General features: G+C 48.8%; 12 protein-coding genes and 1 pseudogene. 11 read left to right on the top strand and 2 right to left on the bottom strand.

Annotation, left to right across the window (positions count from 1 at the left end; genetic code table 11):
* The 7 genes and pseudogenes from O9X78_RS04725 to tadA form a co-directional block, all read left to right on the top strand.
* Positions 1-100, top strand: a 100-nt coding sequence (locus tag O9X78_RS04725) for a transposase domain-containing protein (RefSeq protein ID WP_269618468.1), incomplete at its 5' end; no start/stop codon positions are given.
* A 41-nt stretch (positions 101-141) separates the two neighbouring features.
* Positions 142-852: pseudogene (locus O9X78_RS04720) on the top strand (TonB-dependent receptor domain-containing protein); the annotation flags it as partial.
* A 102-nt stretch (positions 853-954) separates the two neighbouring features.
* Positions 955-1,626 carry a hypothetical protein gene (locus O9X78_RS04715; RefSeq protein WP_269618458.1) on the top strand — a complete coding sequence of 224 codons (672 nt, stop codon included), beginning with the start codon at positions 955-957 and terminating at the stop codon, positions 1,624-1,626.
* A gap of 376 nt (positions 1,627-2,002) precedes the next feature.
* Complete coding sequence (locus tag O9X78_RS04710) at positions 2,003-2,749, top strand: nuclear transport factor 2 family protein (RefSeq protein ID WP_269618457.1); 747 nt, start codon at positions 2,003-2,005, stop codon at positions 2,747-2,749.
* Between the two features lie 324 nt (positions 2,750-3,073).
* Positions 3,074-3,946 (top strand): metal-dependent hydrolase, encoded by an 873-nt coding sequence (locus tag O9X78_RS04705; protein ID WP_269618456.1) that lies wholly within the window; start codon positions 3,074-3,076, stop codon positions 3,944-3,946.
* Positions 3,947-4,023: 77 nt separating this feature from the next.
* On the top strand, positions 4,024-4,860 hold the full coding sequence (locus tag O9X78_RS04700) for a hypothetical protein (RefSeq protein WP_269618455.1): 837 nt from the start codon (positions 4,024-4,026) through the stop codon (positions 4,858-4,860).
* A gap of 204 nt (positions 4,861-5,064) precedes the next feature.
* Positions 5,065-5,547: a tRNA adenosine(34) deaminase TadA gene (gene tadA / locus O9X78_RS04695; RefSeq protein WP_269618454.1), complete on the top strand. Its 483-nt coding sequence runs from the start codon at positions 5,065-5,067 to the stop codon at positions 5,545-5,547.
* 32 nt (positions 5,548-5,579) lie between these two features.
* On the opposite strand, the gene mltF is transcribed toward tadA, so the two are convergent.
* On the bottom strand, positions 5,580-7,040 hold the full coding sequence (gene mltF / locus O9X78_RS04690; RefSeq protein WP_269618453.1) for a membrane-bound lytic murein transglycosylase MltF: 1,461 nt from the start codon (positions 7,038-7,040) through the stop codon (positions 5,580-5,582).
* Positions 7,041-7,181: 141 nt separating this feature from the next.
* On the opposite strand from mltF, the gene purL reads away from it, so the two are divergent.
* From purL to secF, 3 genes are all read left to right on the top strand, one after another.
* On the top strand, positions 7,182-11,069 hold the full coding sequence (gene purL, locus O9X78_RS04685; protein WP_269618452.1) for a phosphoribosylformylglycinamidine synthase: 3,888 nt from the start codon (positions 7,182-7,184) through the stop codon (positions 11,067-11,069).
* Between the two features lie 144 nt (positions 11,070-11,213).
* Positions 11,214-13,085, top strand: coding sequence for a protein translocase subunit SecD (gene secD, locus O9X78_RS04680; protein ID WP_269618451.1), 1,872 nt, complete (start codon positions 11,214-11,216; stop codon positions 13,083-13,085).
* 9 nt (positions 13,086-13,094) lie between these two features.
* Positions 13,095-14,018 (top strand): protein translocase subunit SecF, encoded by a 924-nt coding sequence (secF, locus tag O9X78_RS04675; RefSeq protein ID WP_269618450.1) that lies wholly within the window; start codon positions 13,095-13,097, stop codon positions 14,016-14,018.
* Between the two features lie 98 nt (positions 14,019-14,116).
* On the opposite strand, the gene O9X78_RS04670 is transcribed toward secF, so the two are convergent.
* Entirely contained in the window at positions 14,117-14,920 is an 804-nt protein-coding gene (locus O9X78_RS04670) for an inositol monophosphatase family protein (RefSeq protein ID WP_269618449.1), read from the bottom strand.
* A gap of 187 nt (positions 14,921-15,107) precedes the next feature.
* Here O9X78_RS04670 and pyrG point away from each other — a divergent pair, with 187 nt between their 5' ends.
* Positions 15,108-16,730 (top strand): CTP synthase, encoded by a 1,623-nt coding sequence (pyrG, locus tag O9X78_RS04665; protein WP_269618448.1) that lies wholly within the window; start codon positions 15,108-15,110, stop codon positions 16,728-16,730.
* Positions 16,731-16,746 lie beyond the last annotated feature (16 nt).

Raw genomic sequence — 16,746 nt, 5'->3', positions numbered from 1 at the left:
GCTAGACCCGCAGGCTTACCTGAAAGACGTGATGGAGAAACTGCCGACACATCGCGCCTCAAACATTGGTGAGCTACTGCCGCACAATTGGCAGCCTTGATGTAAGGTGAGTTCGCCGGACGGTTACACACGACCGGTTTTAAGTCGGGTAACTTTAACGCACTTAATATTAACTCTGCTCCCGAAGCCATCGAGCCAGAAGAAGCTACGTCTCACGAGATTGGTCTGAAAGCTGACTGGTTTGACGGGGATTTGCGTACCAATTTCGCGTTATTTACTACCACAGTTAAGAACGGGCATTCACAGATATTGTCTTTGGCGAGCGGTGGTGTAACTCGTCTTGAGAACGCGTCCGAGTATACAATCGAGGGCGGTGAAGCTGAGATTACCTACACGGGCTTAATTGATGGTTTACGCATGACTTTTGCGGGTACCTATTTGGATGGCGAGTATGCAGAATTTGAATGTACTGGCTTTGATCCTGAAACAGGCTTGCAGCGTACCTTCGACTGTTCGGGCAAGGATACGGTAAGAACGCCAGATTTCAGCGGTACAATCGATATTGCTTACTCTTTTACTTTGTCACGTTTCGAAGCTGAAATCGGCGTTGGTGCTTATTACAACTCGGGATTTTGGTTCAATCCGAATAACAACGTAGAGGAAGAGGAGTACACCAAAACTAACGCTCGCGCTAGTTTGTTTGACCCGGATACCAATCTTAAAATTTACGCTTGGGGCAAGAACTTAAATAACCAAGTCAGCCACTTACAAAAATTCCGTCAGGACTTTGGTGTTGGGGAGTCGTATGCAGCTCCACGTATGTACGGCTTTGGTGTTGAGTATAATTACTGATTGTAATTGGAGCTTAGTTGGTGTGTTAGATTTGTGAGTCGATTCACGGCTCACAATGAAATATCGATACATTGGTGTCGTAAATCAATTTTGGAGAATAATATGAAATTAGTTAAGAACACTTTAGCTGCTGCTAGTTTTGCATTGCTTGGCGCAAGCCCAAGTTACGCACAGGTTCCCGACCTTTCAGCGCTGACTAGTCTTGGTGGCGGTTTGGGCGGTTTATCCGCTCCGTCATTTGGCTCCTTGCTTGTCATTGGTGATTTTACATCTTTGCTTGGCGGGGCTGGCGGCTTACCTTCTCTTGATTCTTTGCCAATTCCAACAGACCTTGCTGGTATGGGCGGTCTGCCTGGTCTTCCATCACTCGACGCATTGCCAGGTTTGCCTGGAATGGGTGGCGGTGCTGGTGGCTTCGATAGCATTCCAGGGCTCGGCGGTGGCTTAGCATTTATTATTGATGGTGATTTTCTTCCGCGCTTGTTGCCAGATCAGGCGCAGCTAATGCAACTCGCTGGCGGTCAGGCAATTGTTACAAATGTTGTTCTAGGTGCGATCGGTGAGCCTGAAGCAGTATTTTCTACACTTAATGAATTGGGTGTGAATGCTGGTGTTGGCGCGGCGCCTATACTGGCAGTGCTTTTGGAGAACCCAGCTGGTGTGTTCGACTTCCTCCTTGCTGGTGGAACAATACTGACACCCGCGCTTGATGGCACTAATGGTAATTCGGCGTTCCCAGGTGTTCCATTCTTAACGCAACCATTCGTAATGTAATGTAAGGTTTCTAGTTGTGGCGGTAAGCGAAGCTTATCGCCTTTTTTATTTAAAAAGTATTTTTTAAGCTTATAAGTATCGCGTCCATTATTCTCATGCCATATCGGTAAGATTATTATATTTTCCTTCATACGTTTGTAAGTTTTATAGACATCTAGATTTTCCTTTACCGAAGATATTTTAATCGTTAATCGTTAATCGTTAATCGGAAGGGTGTTGGTGGAATCATTGGGGCTACGAAGTTAAATGAATGTCTATGTTTCTGTTGTTTGCACGTAATTGACAATTACTTAACAATGCGAGAATATATTTATTGATCAGTAAATCAATATAGTCAGGCATTTATAATCATAAGATCTAAACAGGGGTAGTGATCATGCATCTTGGATACTTGGAAGTGGGGCGCGAGTTATCTGCGCAGCAAGACAAAGAAAACAAAGAATCCGGTCGCCGCTCTTTTCTTAAAAAGGCGGGCGCGGCGATTATGGTGGGTGGCGTTGCACCTTCCGTTGCTTTTGGTATGTCCTCAGCAGCTGAGGCCGAGCAGGCGAAGAAAGGCTTTAAAGGGACTGGCCGTATGGGTATGTCTACGGGTGAAGATTGGATCGACACGTTTTTTAACGAAGGTGCTGCGGGCATTATTCATTATTACGCGGACGATTTCGTTTTTGAAGATGTCACACTGTTCCAAACAATTACTGATAAAGAAGAGCTTTATAATGCGTTTCTGCCTTTCAATAAAGAGTCTAATGTAGGCAAACATTATTTTGACGTTATTCGCTATGACGGTGGTTTAGCAGGTGATAGAACTGCTCAGCTGCGCTTAGAAATGCCTCCACAATATCAAGCAGCGGAATGGGATATGTGGACAAAAGATACCCTTGAGGGTGCAGACCATTCCTATGATGAGTGGGGGGTTATGCAGTGGATCTGGAAGTCTGAACACTATGTCGATTTTTTAGGGCTGCCAGCAACGGGAAAAACAACTCACACACGTGGCATGACTTTTCATTGCTATAAAGATAGAAAAGTTGTTCGCGAGTACACATATTGGAATTTTCGAGACGTGGCCATTCAGCTCGGTGTGCTTCCAGAGCCGAATAAATTCTGGCTGAAAAAGTAACCACCTAGATGCTCAATGAGCAATTTGCCCGGCTTTTGCCGGGCTTTTTTTTGGGTGTGACTTTGGTTTTACGTTACGCCCACACCTAAAGTATTGGCCTATTTTCTGGGTATATTTAGCGTCAGTTTATCGCTCTACTTTTGTTTGTAAGTCTTGTGTCTGAGGCGGTCATCGTTATTATTTTTGTCTTATATTGATCTTTAGGTCAATATGTGTTGATATAGCATCATGAGGCAATGCCTATGAAGGCAGCCGCATTGCAACTTTGACAACTGACCCTGCTTTTAAAATTAATATCTAAGGGTCGCATGAGAGGACAAAGCAATGAACATTAAGCCCGAAGCGCGCAAAATTGAGTGCGATTTTTCTCAAGCTAGAGTCGATTGGATTCCAAAAGATCCTGAATTAGCGCAGTTTTGGAACGCGGTAAGCATCGGTCTTCCGTTGTTGGAAGGCTACTTGATTCGTGCATTGGCCAAAGCCAAAAAATTGCTGCCTGAAGGTAGAGAAGACCTGTATGCAGATTGTGAATTGTTCTGTAAGCAGGAAGCCAATCATTCAAAGACCCATATGGCGTTTAACGATATGGTGAGAGGATTGGGTCATTATCCAGAAATGGATAAACATACCGATAAACTTCGCGCTGAATATGACGAATTTGATAAGAAGTACGGCCTGCGCTATGCCATGCTTTATGCGGAAGGTTTTGAAACCGCTGGGCCGATATTCGCGAGCTATTTTCTTGTGCAGGCTAATAAGCGTGTAAAAGATAATGATGTAGACTTAATAACGCTCTCACTCTGGCGCTGGCATTTGTCTGAGGAGTTTGAGCACCGCTGCTGTGCCTTCAATGTTGTTGAAGCGCTGTACGGCACATACTGGGGTAGAGTTCGCGGCATATTCAAGGCGACGTTTCATTTAGTTGGTTTCGCTTTTCCATTAAGTGAATACATGCAAAATGAAGACAAAAAAGCAGGTCGTATGGAGCGTGGTCCAAAGGCGTTTTTCCGTAAGGTCAGTTCTTACTCTAGTATGTTTTTCTTTATTGCTCCAAGAATTTTACGAGCGTGTACGCCATGGTATAACCCGAAAAATTTGAAGGCGCCGCCAGGCTGCGAAGAGGTTTTAACGATCGCCTCTGAAACCTTAGATCTTAATAAAATGGCTGATCGGGCAAGAGAAACTGTTCCAGCTTGATCGAACTGCGGTAGTTATAGTAGATGTCGTCGCTTGGTTAGGCATAGCCAAGTAGCGATTTTTTAGGAGTAATAATAATGAATTTAGTACCTCCAGAGGTTATGGCCGGTGAGCTAGATCTCATGTGGCAAAGTGTTTTTACGTGGGCGAGCTGGGGCATAGTTGTAATTATGCTTTTGATTGCACTTCGTATGGGTGTGAAACAGAAAACCCCTTTCTATGTTTTTGCAGTATTAGCCGCAGGTGTTGGCGCCTACATCGAGCCACTCTATGATGTTGCCTTTGATCTTTGGTTTTATGATGTGTCCAATGGCGTTGCAGGTGCTATGTGGTCTCACTTTACCGCTTTCGGTATTGTGCAACCTAACTGGACGCATAGCGGTTATATGATTCTTTACTCTTCTGCTTGTCTCTATGCTGGCCGTGCGCTTTATGAAGGAAGGATTTCGACGCCGACACTGTTCCTGATTTGGTTGGCGGAAATTACTGTTTCTTGTATTTTTGAGATGGTGGGAACCGGTACCGGTGTGTATACCTATTACGGCCCCTATGTGATGCGTATTTGGAACTATCCATTGGTTATTGGTGTTTTAGAAGGCACGCAAGTTATCTTATTTACTGTCCTCGCCGTGCAATTTTGGCGTCGCGTAAATAGTCCAATAGGTTTGCTTGGTTTATTCGTCATATTTCCCATAACCATGATGGGTGCAAACGGCGGTCTTGGTGCGCCGATAATCATTGCTTTGCATCTTTCGGATGCGGAGTTTAGCCAAGGGTTGATTTGGGCATCGACCTTCCTAACATATGGTCTGTGTATTTTGGCTGTGTACGGTGCATCGAAGTTTATTCCGGAGGCAACGCGCAAGGTTGAAGCCCGCGACCCTTCCTATGCGTCTAAAGCGATTCCTGCTTAGCACGTTGGACCTTGCCCTTCGGGGCAAGGTCTTTGCTCTTCCTCTGTAATGTTTTTATCCTTTCCGATCAGCGTTAACTTATCGCCTTGATTTTAGGTTACCCCGTTTAATGCCATAATAATTCTATTATCTACGTCAGCTCTTGTTGGTACAGAAAGCGGCTTGGTAGAGGTTTACTAATATTAAGGGGTAGTAACAGCGCTTATGGATTCTCCTGCCGATGAGAAATGGATGCGTCACGCGCTAACCCTAGCGCAACAGGCTGACGGCATAAACGAGGTGCCTGTTGGTGCAGTGATAGTCCGTGATGGCGTGGTGATTGGTGAGGGGTTTAATCAACCTATTAGCGAAACAGACCCGACGGCGCATGCTGAGATCGTTGCGCTTCGACAAGCTGCACAAGCAGTGAAAAACTATCGTCTCCCAGACGCCACTTTGTATGTCACAGTTGAACCCTGCGCGATGTGCGCAGGCGCAATTATTCACAGCCGCATTGCGCGAGTCATTTTTGGTGCGCTGGAACCTAAAGCTGGCGCGGTTTGCAGTCATTTACACCTGTTTGAGCAGCCTCAAATGAATCACAAGGTTGAATGGCAGGGCGGTGTGATGGCGCAGGAAGCTGCGAATATTGTGCAGGTTTTTTTTACACGTCGGCGTGCAGAGAAAAAACGCGACAAACGCGGCTAAGGATGACATTGATGTCTATCTGGGCAGCGTTTTTAGAGCGCATCAAAACCTCGATTTAATTCATCTGGCAAATAATCCGATACGATGCGCGGTGGTGGAACGCGGTAGCGGTTGAGTTCATCCCAGGTGAGTAGTGAATAATAATCTCGAATATTGCGCACATAGAGGGCGGCTTCGTCGCCTCGCGCGTAGCCATATTTGGACGGTTTGTACCACTTTTGTTGTCTTAGCAGGGGCAGGCTCTCTCTGACATCATTCCACAAGTTCGGGTTGCCACCACGCTGTTGTGTAATGACGCGGGCATCTTCTAAGTGGCCAAGGCCGATATTGTATGCGGCTAGGGCGAACCAACTCCGGTCGGGGGCTTCTATTCCCGAAGGGAGTCTGCCATAGAGTTTTTTATAATAGCGAACGCCGCCACGCAGGCTTTCGAGCGGGTCGAGTCTGTCGCTTACTTTAAGCTCTGATGCGGTAGAACGAGTCAGCATCATCATTCCTCGCACGCCGGTGGGCGAGCGCGCTGTGGCGTCCCAATGTGACTCCTGATAGCTAATCGCTGCCAGCAGGCGCCAGTCTATATCGTATTCAATAGCGACCTGCTCAATGATGCCCTTAACCTCGGGCAGACGATCTTCTTTCATTTGTAGAAAAGTGTGTGTGCTAATAAAGGTTTGGCGCTCATTAAACGTGAAATTACGTTCAACTAGGCGCGCTAATTTTCCGTTGTCGTTTATCACTTTAAAAAAGGCTGTCATTTCTTTTATCAGGCTGGCATTCGCTGGTGTTGCTGACATAGCCCAAGCGAGCTTGCGCGGTTTGCCTGCGCTAAAGGCGATGCGGAAGCTGGGATAGAATGCGCGATTGGCGTAGTACTCGGTGGAGTTAACCATAGTGACATCGATCTCACCCTCGGCAAGTTGCTCAAGTAAATCGATAGTTTCCAGGTCCCGACTCTCGGCCCAGTGGAGGTCGGGCCGATCTTCTTGCATTGCTTTAAGCTGTTCGGCGTGAGCCGTGTTGCCGATTATGCGAATTTGTTTGCCGATTAAATCCTCAACTGAGCTCATCGGTGCATTCACGTCACGGTTGTAGATGAAAAATTGTTTCACGCTGAGATAGCTGGGACCAAACAATAGGGTTTCTTGGCGGCTAGGGGTGATACTCAATCCAGCCGCAGCGATATCTGCACGATCTTCAGCTAAACCGGTGAACACTTCGTCGAGGCCGACGACTGGAATCATTTCCAATTTAACGTTCAGGTGATTCGCGAAGGCGAGGGCGAGTTGGTATTCAAAACCAGCCGGCGCGCCTTGAGTTTCATAATATGTTGTTGCGCCATTGCGGGTTAGAACCCGTAAAACACCGGTATCGCGTATTTCTTGGAGCTTGTCGCTATTGTCATCGCAGCCGCTTAATACGCCAGCGATCAGCAATAGCAAGGTCGCACAAAGCCAAATTGCTGGGTATCGTCTGGTTTTAAGGCTCGCGGGCAATGGTGAAACTCCAATAAATAAGAGCTCAATTGTATCGGTATGAAGCTGATCACACCATAAAGACTATTTTGGATAAAAATTCCCGCGTAAATCCTTTACAATGGCCGGCTTCAATCCATTCGATCGAGGTTGTCGCCCCGAATGCTAATTATTCCTGGTGCTCCGGCGCTTTCAGATTTCCGTTTAGAAAAACTAAAGGCGGCGTTATCTGCCGCAATTCCGGCTCTTCGCGGGGTGAGTGCGCAATATATTCACTTGGTCGATACCGCTGCTGGCCTAGATACAGAGCGCAGTGACGTATTGGGCCAATTATTGCAATACGGCCCTCGCGCCGAGTTTGTTGCCAGTGAGGGCGTCAGTTTTTTTGTTGTCCCTCGGCCGGGAACGATCTCACCCTGGTCTAGTAAAGCCAGCGATATTGCGCACAACTGCGGTTTAGATATGATTTCGCGTATCGAGCGCGGCGTGCAGTATTGCTTTGATATTGACGGCGAACTGGCTGATGAGCAGCAGAAGACGCTGTTGGCGGCGATACACGACAGGATGGTCGAGTCGGTATTGAGTGCTCCCAGCGAGGCTGAAGTGCTGTTCAGCCGCCAGTCGCCGAAGCCAATGCAAGCTGTCGATGTGCTAGGCGGTGGTCGCCAAGCTTTGGTCAATGCAAACAGCGAACTCGGCTTGGCCTTGGCCGACGACGAGATTGATTACCTTCTGGAAAGTTTTATTCAGTTAGCCCGTAATCCTAGTGATGTCGAATTGATGATGTTCGCACAGGCGAACTCGGAACATTGCCGCCATAAGATTTTTAACGCCAGTTGGACTATCGACGGCGAAGCGCAATCTCATTCGCTATTCGGCATGATTAAAAACACCCACGAACTGGGTGGCGAAGATGTGTTGAGTGCATATTCCGATAACGCGGCGGTAGTAAAGGGGCATCGCGCTGGGCGCTTTTACCCAGAGCCGGGCACCGCTGAGTACCAGTACCATCAAGAAGATATTCATCTATTAATGAAGGTTGAAACCCACAACCATCCCACCGCTATTTCACCGTTTTCTGGCGCCGGTACTGGTTCTGGAGGTGAAATTCGTGATGAAGGTGCGGTAGGTCGTGGCTCTAAACCCAAGGTCGGCCTAAGTGGTTTTAGTGTATCGAATTTACGGGTTCCCGGATTTGAACAGCCTTGGGAGGCCGATTATGGCAAGCCCGGCCGTATTGTGTCTGCCCTAGATATTATGTTGGACGGCCCCATTGGTGGCGCCGCCTTTAATAATGAATTTGGTCGTCCCAATTTATGTGGTTATTTTCGCAGCTTTGAAGAAAACGCCATGGGCGCGGCGGGGGAAGAGCGCCGCGGTTATCACAAGCCCATTATGATCGCCGGCGGTTACGGTAATATAAAAGAAGAACACGTTATTAAGACTGAATTTCCCGCCGGTCATAAATTGGTCGCTTTGGGCGGACCGGCGATGTTGATCGGTTTGGGTGGCGGTGCGGCGTCATCAATGAGCAGCGGCGCGTCTACTGAAGATTTAGATTTTGCCTCTGTGCAGCGTCAAAACCCAGAAATTGAGCGCCGATGCCAAGAGGTGATCGATCGCTGTTGGGCAATGGCTGATCAAAACCCCATCGCTTTTATCCACGACGTCGGCGCTGGCGGTTTGTCGAACGCCTTCCCAGAGTTGGTTAAAGACGGCGGTTGTGGCGGTGATTTTGATTTACGCAAGGTGCCGAATGACGAGCCGGGCATGTCGCCCTTAGAAATTTGGTGTAATGAATCCCAAGAGCGCTATGTTATTGCGATTGCGCCTGAGAATCTTGCGGTTTTCGAAGCGATTTGTGGCCGCGAGCGAGCGCCCTACGCGGTGGTTGGTGAGTCGGTTGCGGACAAGCGTCTACGTGTTGGCGACACTCATTTCGACAATAATCCAGTTGATCTACCGATGTCGGTGTTGTTTGGCAAACCGCCAAAAATGCACCGGGAAATTACGCGTCAGTATCCTCAGCTTCCCGAGTTTGACCCTTCGTCAATCAATATTGATGAGGCGCTGGATCGTCTATTGGCATTGCCAACTATTGCGGCGAAGAATTTCCTAATTACTATTGGTGACCGTTCGATTACTGGCCAAGTGCATCGTGATCAGATGGTCGGCCCCTGGCAAATTCCGGTGGCTGACTGTGCAGTTACTACAGTGAGTTACGATTCTTATGCAGGTGAGGCGATGGCAATGGGTGAGCGCACGCCGCTAGCGCTTATTGACGGGCCTGCTTCTGGTCGTATGGCTGTCGCAGAAGCGTTAACGAATATTGCCGCCACACGTATCGAAAAAATATCTGATATTAAGTTGTCAGCTAACTGGATGTGCGCTGCGGGTTATGCCGGTGAAGACGAAAAACTGTTCGACACTGTAAAAGCCGTTGGTATGGAGTTTTGTCCAGCGTTGGGCATTACCATTCCGGTTGGTAAAGACTCAATGTCGATGCGCACGACTTGGCAGGATGGCGACGATAGCAAAGCCATCACTGCGCCGATGTCACTTATTATTACGGCATTCAGCCCCGTTACGGATGTTCGTAAAACCGTAACGCCGCAGCTTCGTACTGACCTCGACGATAATGCGCTGTTGTTAGTGGATCTCGGCGCAGGAAAACAGCGCTTGGGCGGTTCGTGCTTGGCGCAGGTTTATCAGCAGGTCGGTAATACTGCACCAGATATTGATAGCCCGTCTTTGTTGGCTGGTTTCTTTGCTAGCGTTCAGCAGCTCCTTGAAGACAGTAAGATTATTGCTTATCACGACCGCTCGGATGGTGGCTTGGCAATTACATTAGTCGAAATGGCCTTTGCAGGACATTGCGGGCTAGATGTCGAGTTAAGCGCAGCTGGCAAGGTTCACGGTGCCTTGTTTGCAGAAGAAGCGGGTGCGGTATTGCAGGTTCGCTGTAGTGATGTCGAGTCGGTGCTCGAAGTCTTCGCTGCAAATGGCTTAGCTGCTTGCGTTCATGAAATAGGCCGAGCGGTAGCTGGTAGCAATATCAACATCAGTTACGGTGGCGTTCAGGTGCTGCGGCACGATAGATTGGCTCTGCAGCGCAAGTGGCAGCAGTTGAGTTATCAGATGCAGTCTCTGCGCGATAATCCTGAATGTGCGCGACAGGAATTTGAGTTGATCACAGAAGCCGACCCCGGCTTGAGTCAGTCGCTGAGTTTTGATGCGCAGGAAAATATTGCTGCGCCCTATATTAATTCAGGTGTCCGGCCAAGAATGGCCATATTGCGAGAGCAGGGCGTTAACGGGCAGCTAGAGATGGCGGCGGCGTTTGATCGCGCTGGGTTTACTGCGGTAGACGTGCATATGAGCGATATTTTGAGCGGCCGTGTCAGCTTGCAAGATTTTAGAGGTCTGGCCGCCTGCGGTGGTTTCTCTTACGGCGATGTGTTGGGTGCCGGTGAAGGGTGGGCAAAAACCATTCTCTTCAATGGCCGTGCTCGCGATGAGTTTGCGGGTTTCTTTCAGCGCAGCGACACGTTTTCGCTTGGTGTGTGTAACGGCTGTCAGATGATGTCTAATCTGCATTCTTTGATTCCTGGCGCTGAACATTGGCCTCGTTTTGTGCGTAACCGCTCAGAACAGTTCGAAGCTCGCTTTTCTTTGGTTGAAATTCCAGAATCACCCTCCATATTACTAGCGGGTATGACAGGTTCGCATTTGCCGGTTGCGGTTGCACATGGCGAAGGTCGCGCTGAATTCGCCGATGTGTCGCAGTTGCAGAGTTTGCAGCAGAGTGGAAAGGTCGCGCTGCAGTTTATTGATAGCCAGCTTGACGTCACCGAGCGGTATCCTGCTAACCCCAACGGGTCGCCATGTGGTATTGCAGGAGCAAGTAGTGCAGATGGGCGGGTTACGATTATGATGCCCCACCCTGAGCGGGTCTTCCGCACGGTGCAGAATTCCTGGATAGCGGATAACTCCGTCGAAGACAGCGGTTGGATGCGCTTATTCCGTAATGCTCGGGTTTGGGTGGCTTAAAAGAAGGTGAAGTATATGAGCGCCGGCGTTTGCCGGCGCTTTTACAAGAGCGGGTCAGGGGTGCTCCGCTTGCTATTAGCGCTTTTTATTGGCGTCCGTTTTTAAATAGACACCGTCGTGACAGGCGGTTTTGGTGGAAATACAATGCTAAATAAATATCCGCTCTGGAAAAACCTGCTGATCATAGCAGTACTGGGGATTGGTTTTCTGTATGCAGTACCTAACCTTTATCGGCCTGATCCTGCTTTGCAGATTTCAGGGGAAAGTAGCGGTGTAATTATTGATCAGGCGATTATGACCCGCTTGTCTGCCGCTCTCGATGCCGGTGGTGTTGAACACTTTGGTGAAAAAGCTAATGAGACCGGTAAGTCCGGATTAATTCGCTTATACGAAACCGATGTGCAACTTCGCGCGCAGCGCATAGTGCAGCGTACTTTAGGTGATGGTTATATCGTCGCCTTAAATTTGGCGTCTAATACTCCTGAATGGCTGAGTAATTTAGGTGCTCAGGCAATGAAACTGGGTTTAGATTTAAGCGGCGGTGTGCATTTCTTGCTGGAGGTTGATACTGACTCGGCGATTGCAACACGTCTTGAACATTACAATTCGGGTATTAAAAAGAAGCTTCGCGAAGAGCGTATCCGCGGTTTTGTGACGCTAGACAACAGTATCATTTCTGGGAAATTTTCCTCAGCAGAGCTGCGTGATACTGCCTTGGGTTTAATTCGTAAAGAATTTACTGAGTTGACCGGTGAGAAGGTTGAATCGCCAGCGGGTGATAACTCATTCTATTTGCGAGCAGTTATCGGCGAAGCTAAGCGTAAAGAAATCGAAGATTACGCGGTGAGCCAAAACCTGACTACCTTGCGTAATCGGGTTAATGAGTTGGGTGTGTCTGAGCCACTAGTGCAGCGTCAGGGCCGCAACCGTATTGTGGTTGAGTTGCCGGGTATTCAAGACACCGCCGAAGCGAAGCGGATTTTGGGTAAAACCGCGAATTTGGATTTTCGTTTAGAAGCTAAGTACGACGCTCCGATTAACGACCGTGAGCAATTCGAATTTCGCAACCCAGGTCGTGGCGAACCCAGTGCTTGGTTAGAGCGCGATGTGGTTATTACCGGTGAGCGAGTCGCCAACGCGCAGGCGAGCTTTGATCAGAACGGTATGCCGCAGGTAAATATTACGTTGGACAGTCAGGGCGGCACATTGATGCACCGCATGACACGGCACAATATCAACCGTCGTCTTGGTGTGCTGTTTATCGAGCGTAAGAGTCGTACCCACTATGAGCGCGATGCCAATGGTGTTGAGCACGCCATAAAAGTACCTTACGACGAGAAGAAAATTATTAGCTTAGCGACAATTAAGGACGCTCTCGGTGTGCAGTTCCGTATTACGGGCTTGGATGCACCGGGTGAAGCTGCTGAATTATCGCTACTCCTGCGGGCCGGTGCGCTGGCGGCACCCATCGACTTTGTCGAAGAGCGCACCGTCGGGCCATCGCTTGGCGCCGAAAATATCAGTAAAGGTCTAAACGCCGTCAAAATCGGTTTGGGGCTTGTCGCCCTGTTTATGATTATTTACTACCGCGTATTTGGTGTCATCGCGGTGATTGCTCTTGGTGCCAACGTGGTATTGCTGACGGCATGTATGTCGTTATTGGGCGCCACGCTAACGCTTCCAGGTATTGCGGGTATCGTTCTTACCGTGGGCATGGCGGTGGATGCCAACGTACTTATTTTCTCGCGAATACGGGAGGAATTACGCAACGGCTTATCTGTGCAGCACGCCATCGAGGCGGGGTATGGGCGAGCCTTTGTCACCATCATGGATTCGAACATTACTACGCTACTGGTTGCGGTGATTTTGTATGCGGTGGGTACCGGACCGGTTCGTGGCTTCGCGGTTACTTTGTCGCTAGGTATTTTAACGTCGATGTTCACTGCAATTATGGGCACCCGCGCTATTGTTAATTTCGTTTACGGCGGTCGTCGTATCACTAAGCTGGCGATCTAGGAGAAACGTATGTCTGATACAAAAAAAGTGATTAATTTTATGGGTGGCCGTCGCATTGCGATGGCGATCTCGATCATGGTGATGATTGCATCGGTTGGTGTTTTGGCGGTGAAAGGGTTGAACTTTGGTCTCGACTTCACCGGTGGTACATTAATTGAAGTAATTTACGAAGAGTCTGTGCCGCTTCAGCAAGTGCGTGATGAACTCAGTGCATCCGGTTTTGAGAGTGCCATCGTGGTTAACTTTGGTTCGGATACCGATGTACTGGTAAGAATTCCCCAGAGTATGAGCCCGACCTTAGGTGATGAGGTGCTTTCGGTTCTACAATCGGGGACTGACGGCGATATTGAGCTACGTCGTATTGAGTTCGTTGGCCCTCAGGTTGGGGAAGAGCTGCGTGAGCAGGGCGGACTAGCGGTTTTATTGGCGTTAGTCGTGGTGCTGATTTACGTTGCAATGCGTTTTCAGGTCAAATTCTCTATCGGCGCGGTGGCGGCGTTGGGGCATGATGTTCTCATTACACTGGGTGTTTTTGCTTTGGTGGGCTGGGACTTCGATTTGACCGTGCTAGCGGCGATCCTTGCGGTTATTGGTTATTCATTGAATGACTCAATCGTCGTCGCTGACCGGATTCGTGAGAATCTTCGCAAACTACGTAAGCACGACGCTGGTGAGATTATTAATATTTCGCTGACTGAAACTCTAGATCGTACCTTGGTAACCTCTGGAACGACCTTGCTGGTATTGTTGGCCTTGGCCTTTGTCGGCGGCGAAATGATTCACAGCTTTGCCTTGGCCTTGCTCATTGGTATTGGCGTGGGTACCTACTCATCGATCTATATTGTTGCCAGCTTGCTGATGACAATGAATATTAGCCAGGATGATCTGATAGTGGTAGAGAAAGAGGGCGCACAAATAGACGATTTGCCCTGATATTTGGGCAATTTGTGTAGACATAAAAAAACCGCGGCAGGCCGCGGTTTTTTTTATGTCTGAACTTTGTGCCCGAGACTTATGTCGGCAACTGCGGTCTAGCGGATATTTTCTAGATGCGGACGAATTGCTTGCAAAATGCCTTTTAGGCACTTGGGGTTTGCTGCCACAATATTGCCGGTTTCGTAGTAAGTGCCGCCACCATTGAAGTCACTGACTAAGCCGCCCGCTTCACGAACAAGCAATATACCTGCCGCAATGTCCCATTTGTTTAGGCCAATCTCCCAAAAGCCGTCAAGGCGTCCGGCTGCAACGTAGGCTAGATCCAACGAGGCCGCGCCAGCGCGGCGAATACCGGCAGTCTCTCCGGCAACGGCTTCTAAGCTGCGCATATATGCTGGGATGTGCTCTTCGCTACGCGCTTTAAACGGGATACCCGTACCAATCAACGCGCCTTCCAAGCTGCCATTCATGGTGACACGCACCCGTCGACCATTCACCTGTGCACCGCGACCACGGCTTGCGGTAAATTCTTCGCGGCGAATGGGGTCCAGAATCACTGCGTGCTCAATTTGTCCCTGATGTAAACAGGCGATAGAAATTGCGAAATGTGGAATGCCACGTACAAAATTGGTGGTGCCGTCAATGGGGTCAATTACCCACTGATAGGGGCTGTCAGCATTGCCTGTTTGGCCTGATTCTTCACCTAAAAAGCCATGATCTGGGTAGGCTTTTTTCAGATGATAGATAATCTCCTGTTCGGCCTTACGATCAATTTCAGTGACGAAATCGTTTTCGCCCTTGGTTTCAATTTGAACTCGGTCGATTTGTTCAGAGGCGCGCGCGATAAGGTCACCGGCTTTACGGGCGGCGCGCAATGCGATATTCAGCATGGGTTGCATAGTACTAAGGCCTTGATGTGCAAGCAATTGGACGCGCATTATATCAGAGACTTGGCGGCCTACAGAGGCCTAATTTCATTGTTTCGTTATGGCCTTCCTGTTAGACTGACGTCCCATCTCGTGGGGGCGAATAAGCTATGCTTTTTCTGGCCCTTATATCTCTTCGTACTATCTAAAAAGGCATTACATGGCGCGTTTTATATTCGTCACCGGCGGTGTTGTTTCGTCCTTGGGTAAGGGCATTGCGTCAGCATCTTTAGGGGCCATTCTTGAGGCGCGTGGTCTCAAAGTTACGATGCTCAAGCTGGATCCCTATATAAATGTGGATCCCGGCACTATGAGCCCATTTCAGCACGGTGAGGTGTTTGTTACCGAAGACGGTGCAGAAACTGACCTAGATTTGGGACATTACGAGCGTTTTGTCCGTGCCAAAATGGCCAAAGGCAATAATTTTACCGCGGGTCGTGTGTATGAAACCGTGCTGCGTAAAGAGCGTCGCGGCGATTATCTCGGTGGCACAGTCCAAGTTATTCCACATATTACCGATGAAATTAAACGCCGCGTGTTGGCGGGTGCTGGTGATGCGGACATCGCCATTGTTGAAATCGGCGGTACGGTGGGTGACATTGAAGGTCTGCCATTCTTTGAGGCGGCCCGTCAGCTTAAGGTTGAGTTAGGCGCTAAGCGTGCAATGTTAATGCACCTTACTTTGGTGCCTTATATTGCGACTGCTGGCGAAACCAAAACCAAGCCAACCCAGCATTCCGTTAAAGAGCTTCGTTCTATTGGCTTGCAACCTGATATTTTACTGTGCCGCTCAGATCACGAAATTGATCAAAGTAGCCGTCACAAAATTGCGTTGTTCACCAACGTGGAATCCCGCGCCGTTATTCCATTGCGTGATGTAGATTCGATTTATCGCATTCCGTCGCTGCTCGCAGCGGAAGGATTGGATGAGTTGGTTGTAGAGCGCTTTGGACTTGATTGCCCGCCAGCGGACCTGACCGAGTGGGATAGGGTTATCGAGGGCGATCTTCATCAAGATCAAACCGTAACTATCGCTATGGTTGGTAAATATATGGAATTACTGGACGCTTATAAGTCTTTAAATGAAGCCTTAAAGCATGCCGGTATTCACAGTCGCACCAAGGTGCAAGTTCGCTATATTGATTCTGAAGTAATTGAAAAAGACGGCGTTGATATTTTAAACGGCGTTGACGGTATTCTCGTTCCCGGTGGCTTTGGTAGTCGTGGCGTGGAAGGGAAAATTCGCACCGTTCAATTTGCTCGCGAGAATAAAATTCCCTATTTAGGAATTTGTTTGGGCATGCAGGTTGCCGTTATCGAATTCGCCCGCAATGTATTAGGTTTGGGCGACGCTAACAGCAGCGAATTTAATGACAATGGTAAAAATCCGGTAGTGGGTTTGATTACTGAATGGGTAACACCGGACGGTGACGTTGAACAACGTGCCCACGACGATGATTTAGGTGGCACCATGCGTTTAGGTGCTCAGCTTTGTCACTTGGTCGAGGGTTCTGCGGTTGCTGGCGTGTATGGCAGTGAGACGATTACCGAGCGCCATCGCCATCGTTACGAAGTGAATAATACCTATGTCGAACGTTTACAAGCGGCTGGTTTAAAAGTCGGCGGTTGGTCTGCAGATAAGAGTCTAGTTGAAGTGGTCGAGATTGAAGATCATCCGTGGTTTATCGCCTGTCAGTTCCATCCGGAATTTACCTCGACGCCCCGAGACGGACATCCTTTGTTTACTGGGTTTGTTAACGCGGCTATCGCGCATAGCGAGTAAACCTTGCTTAGCAAGC

This window comes from Zhongshania aquatica (assembly GCF_027257955.1).
GTDB lineage: Bacteria > Pseudomonadota > Gammaproteobacteria > Pseudomonadales > Spongiibacteraceae > Spongiibacter > Spongiibacter aquatica.
This window is presented reverse-complemented; position numbering and strand designations above follow the sequence as displayed.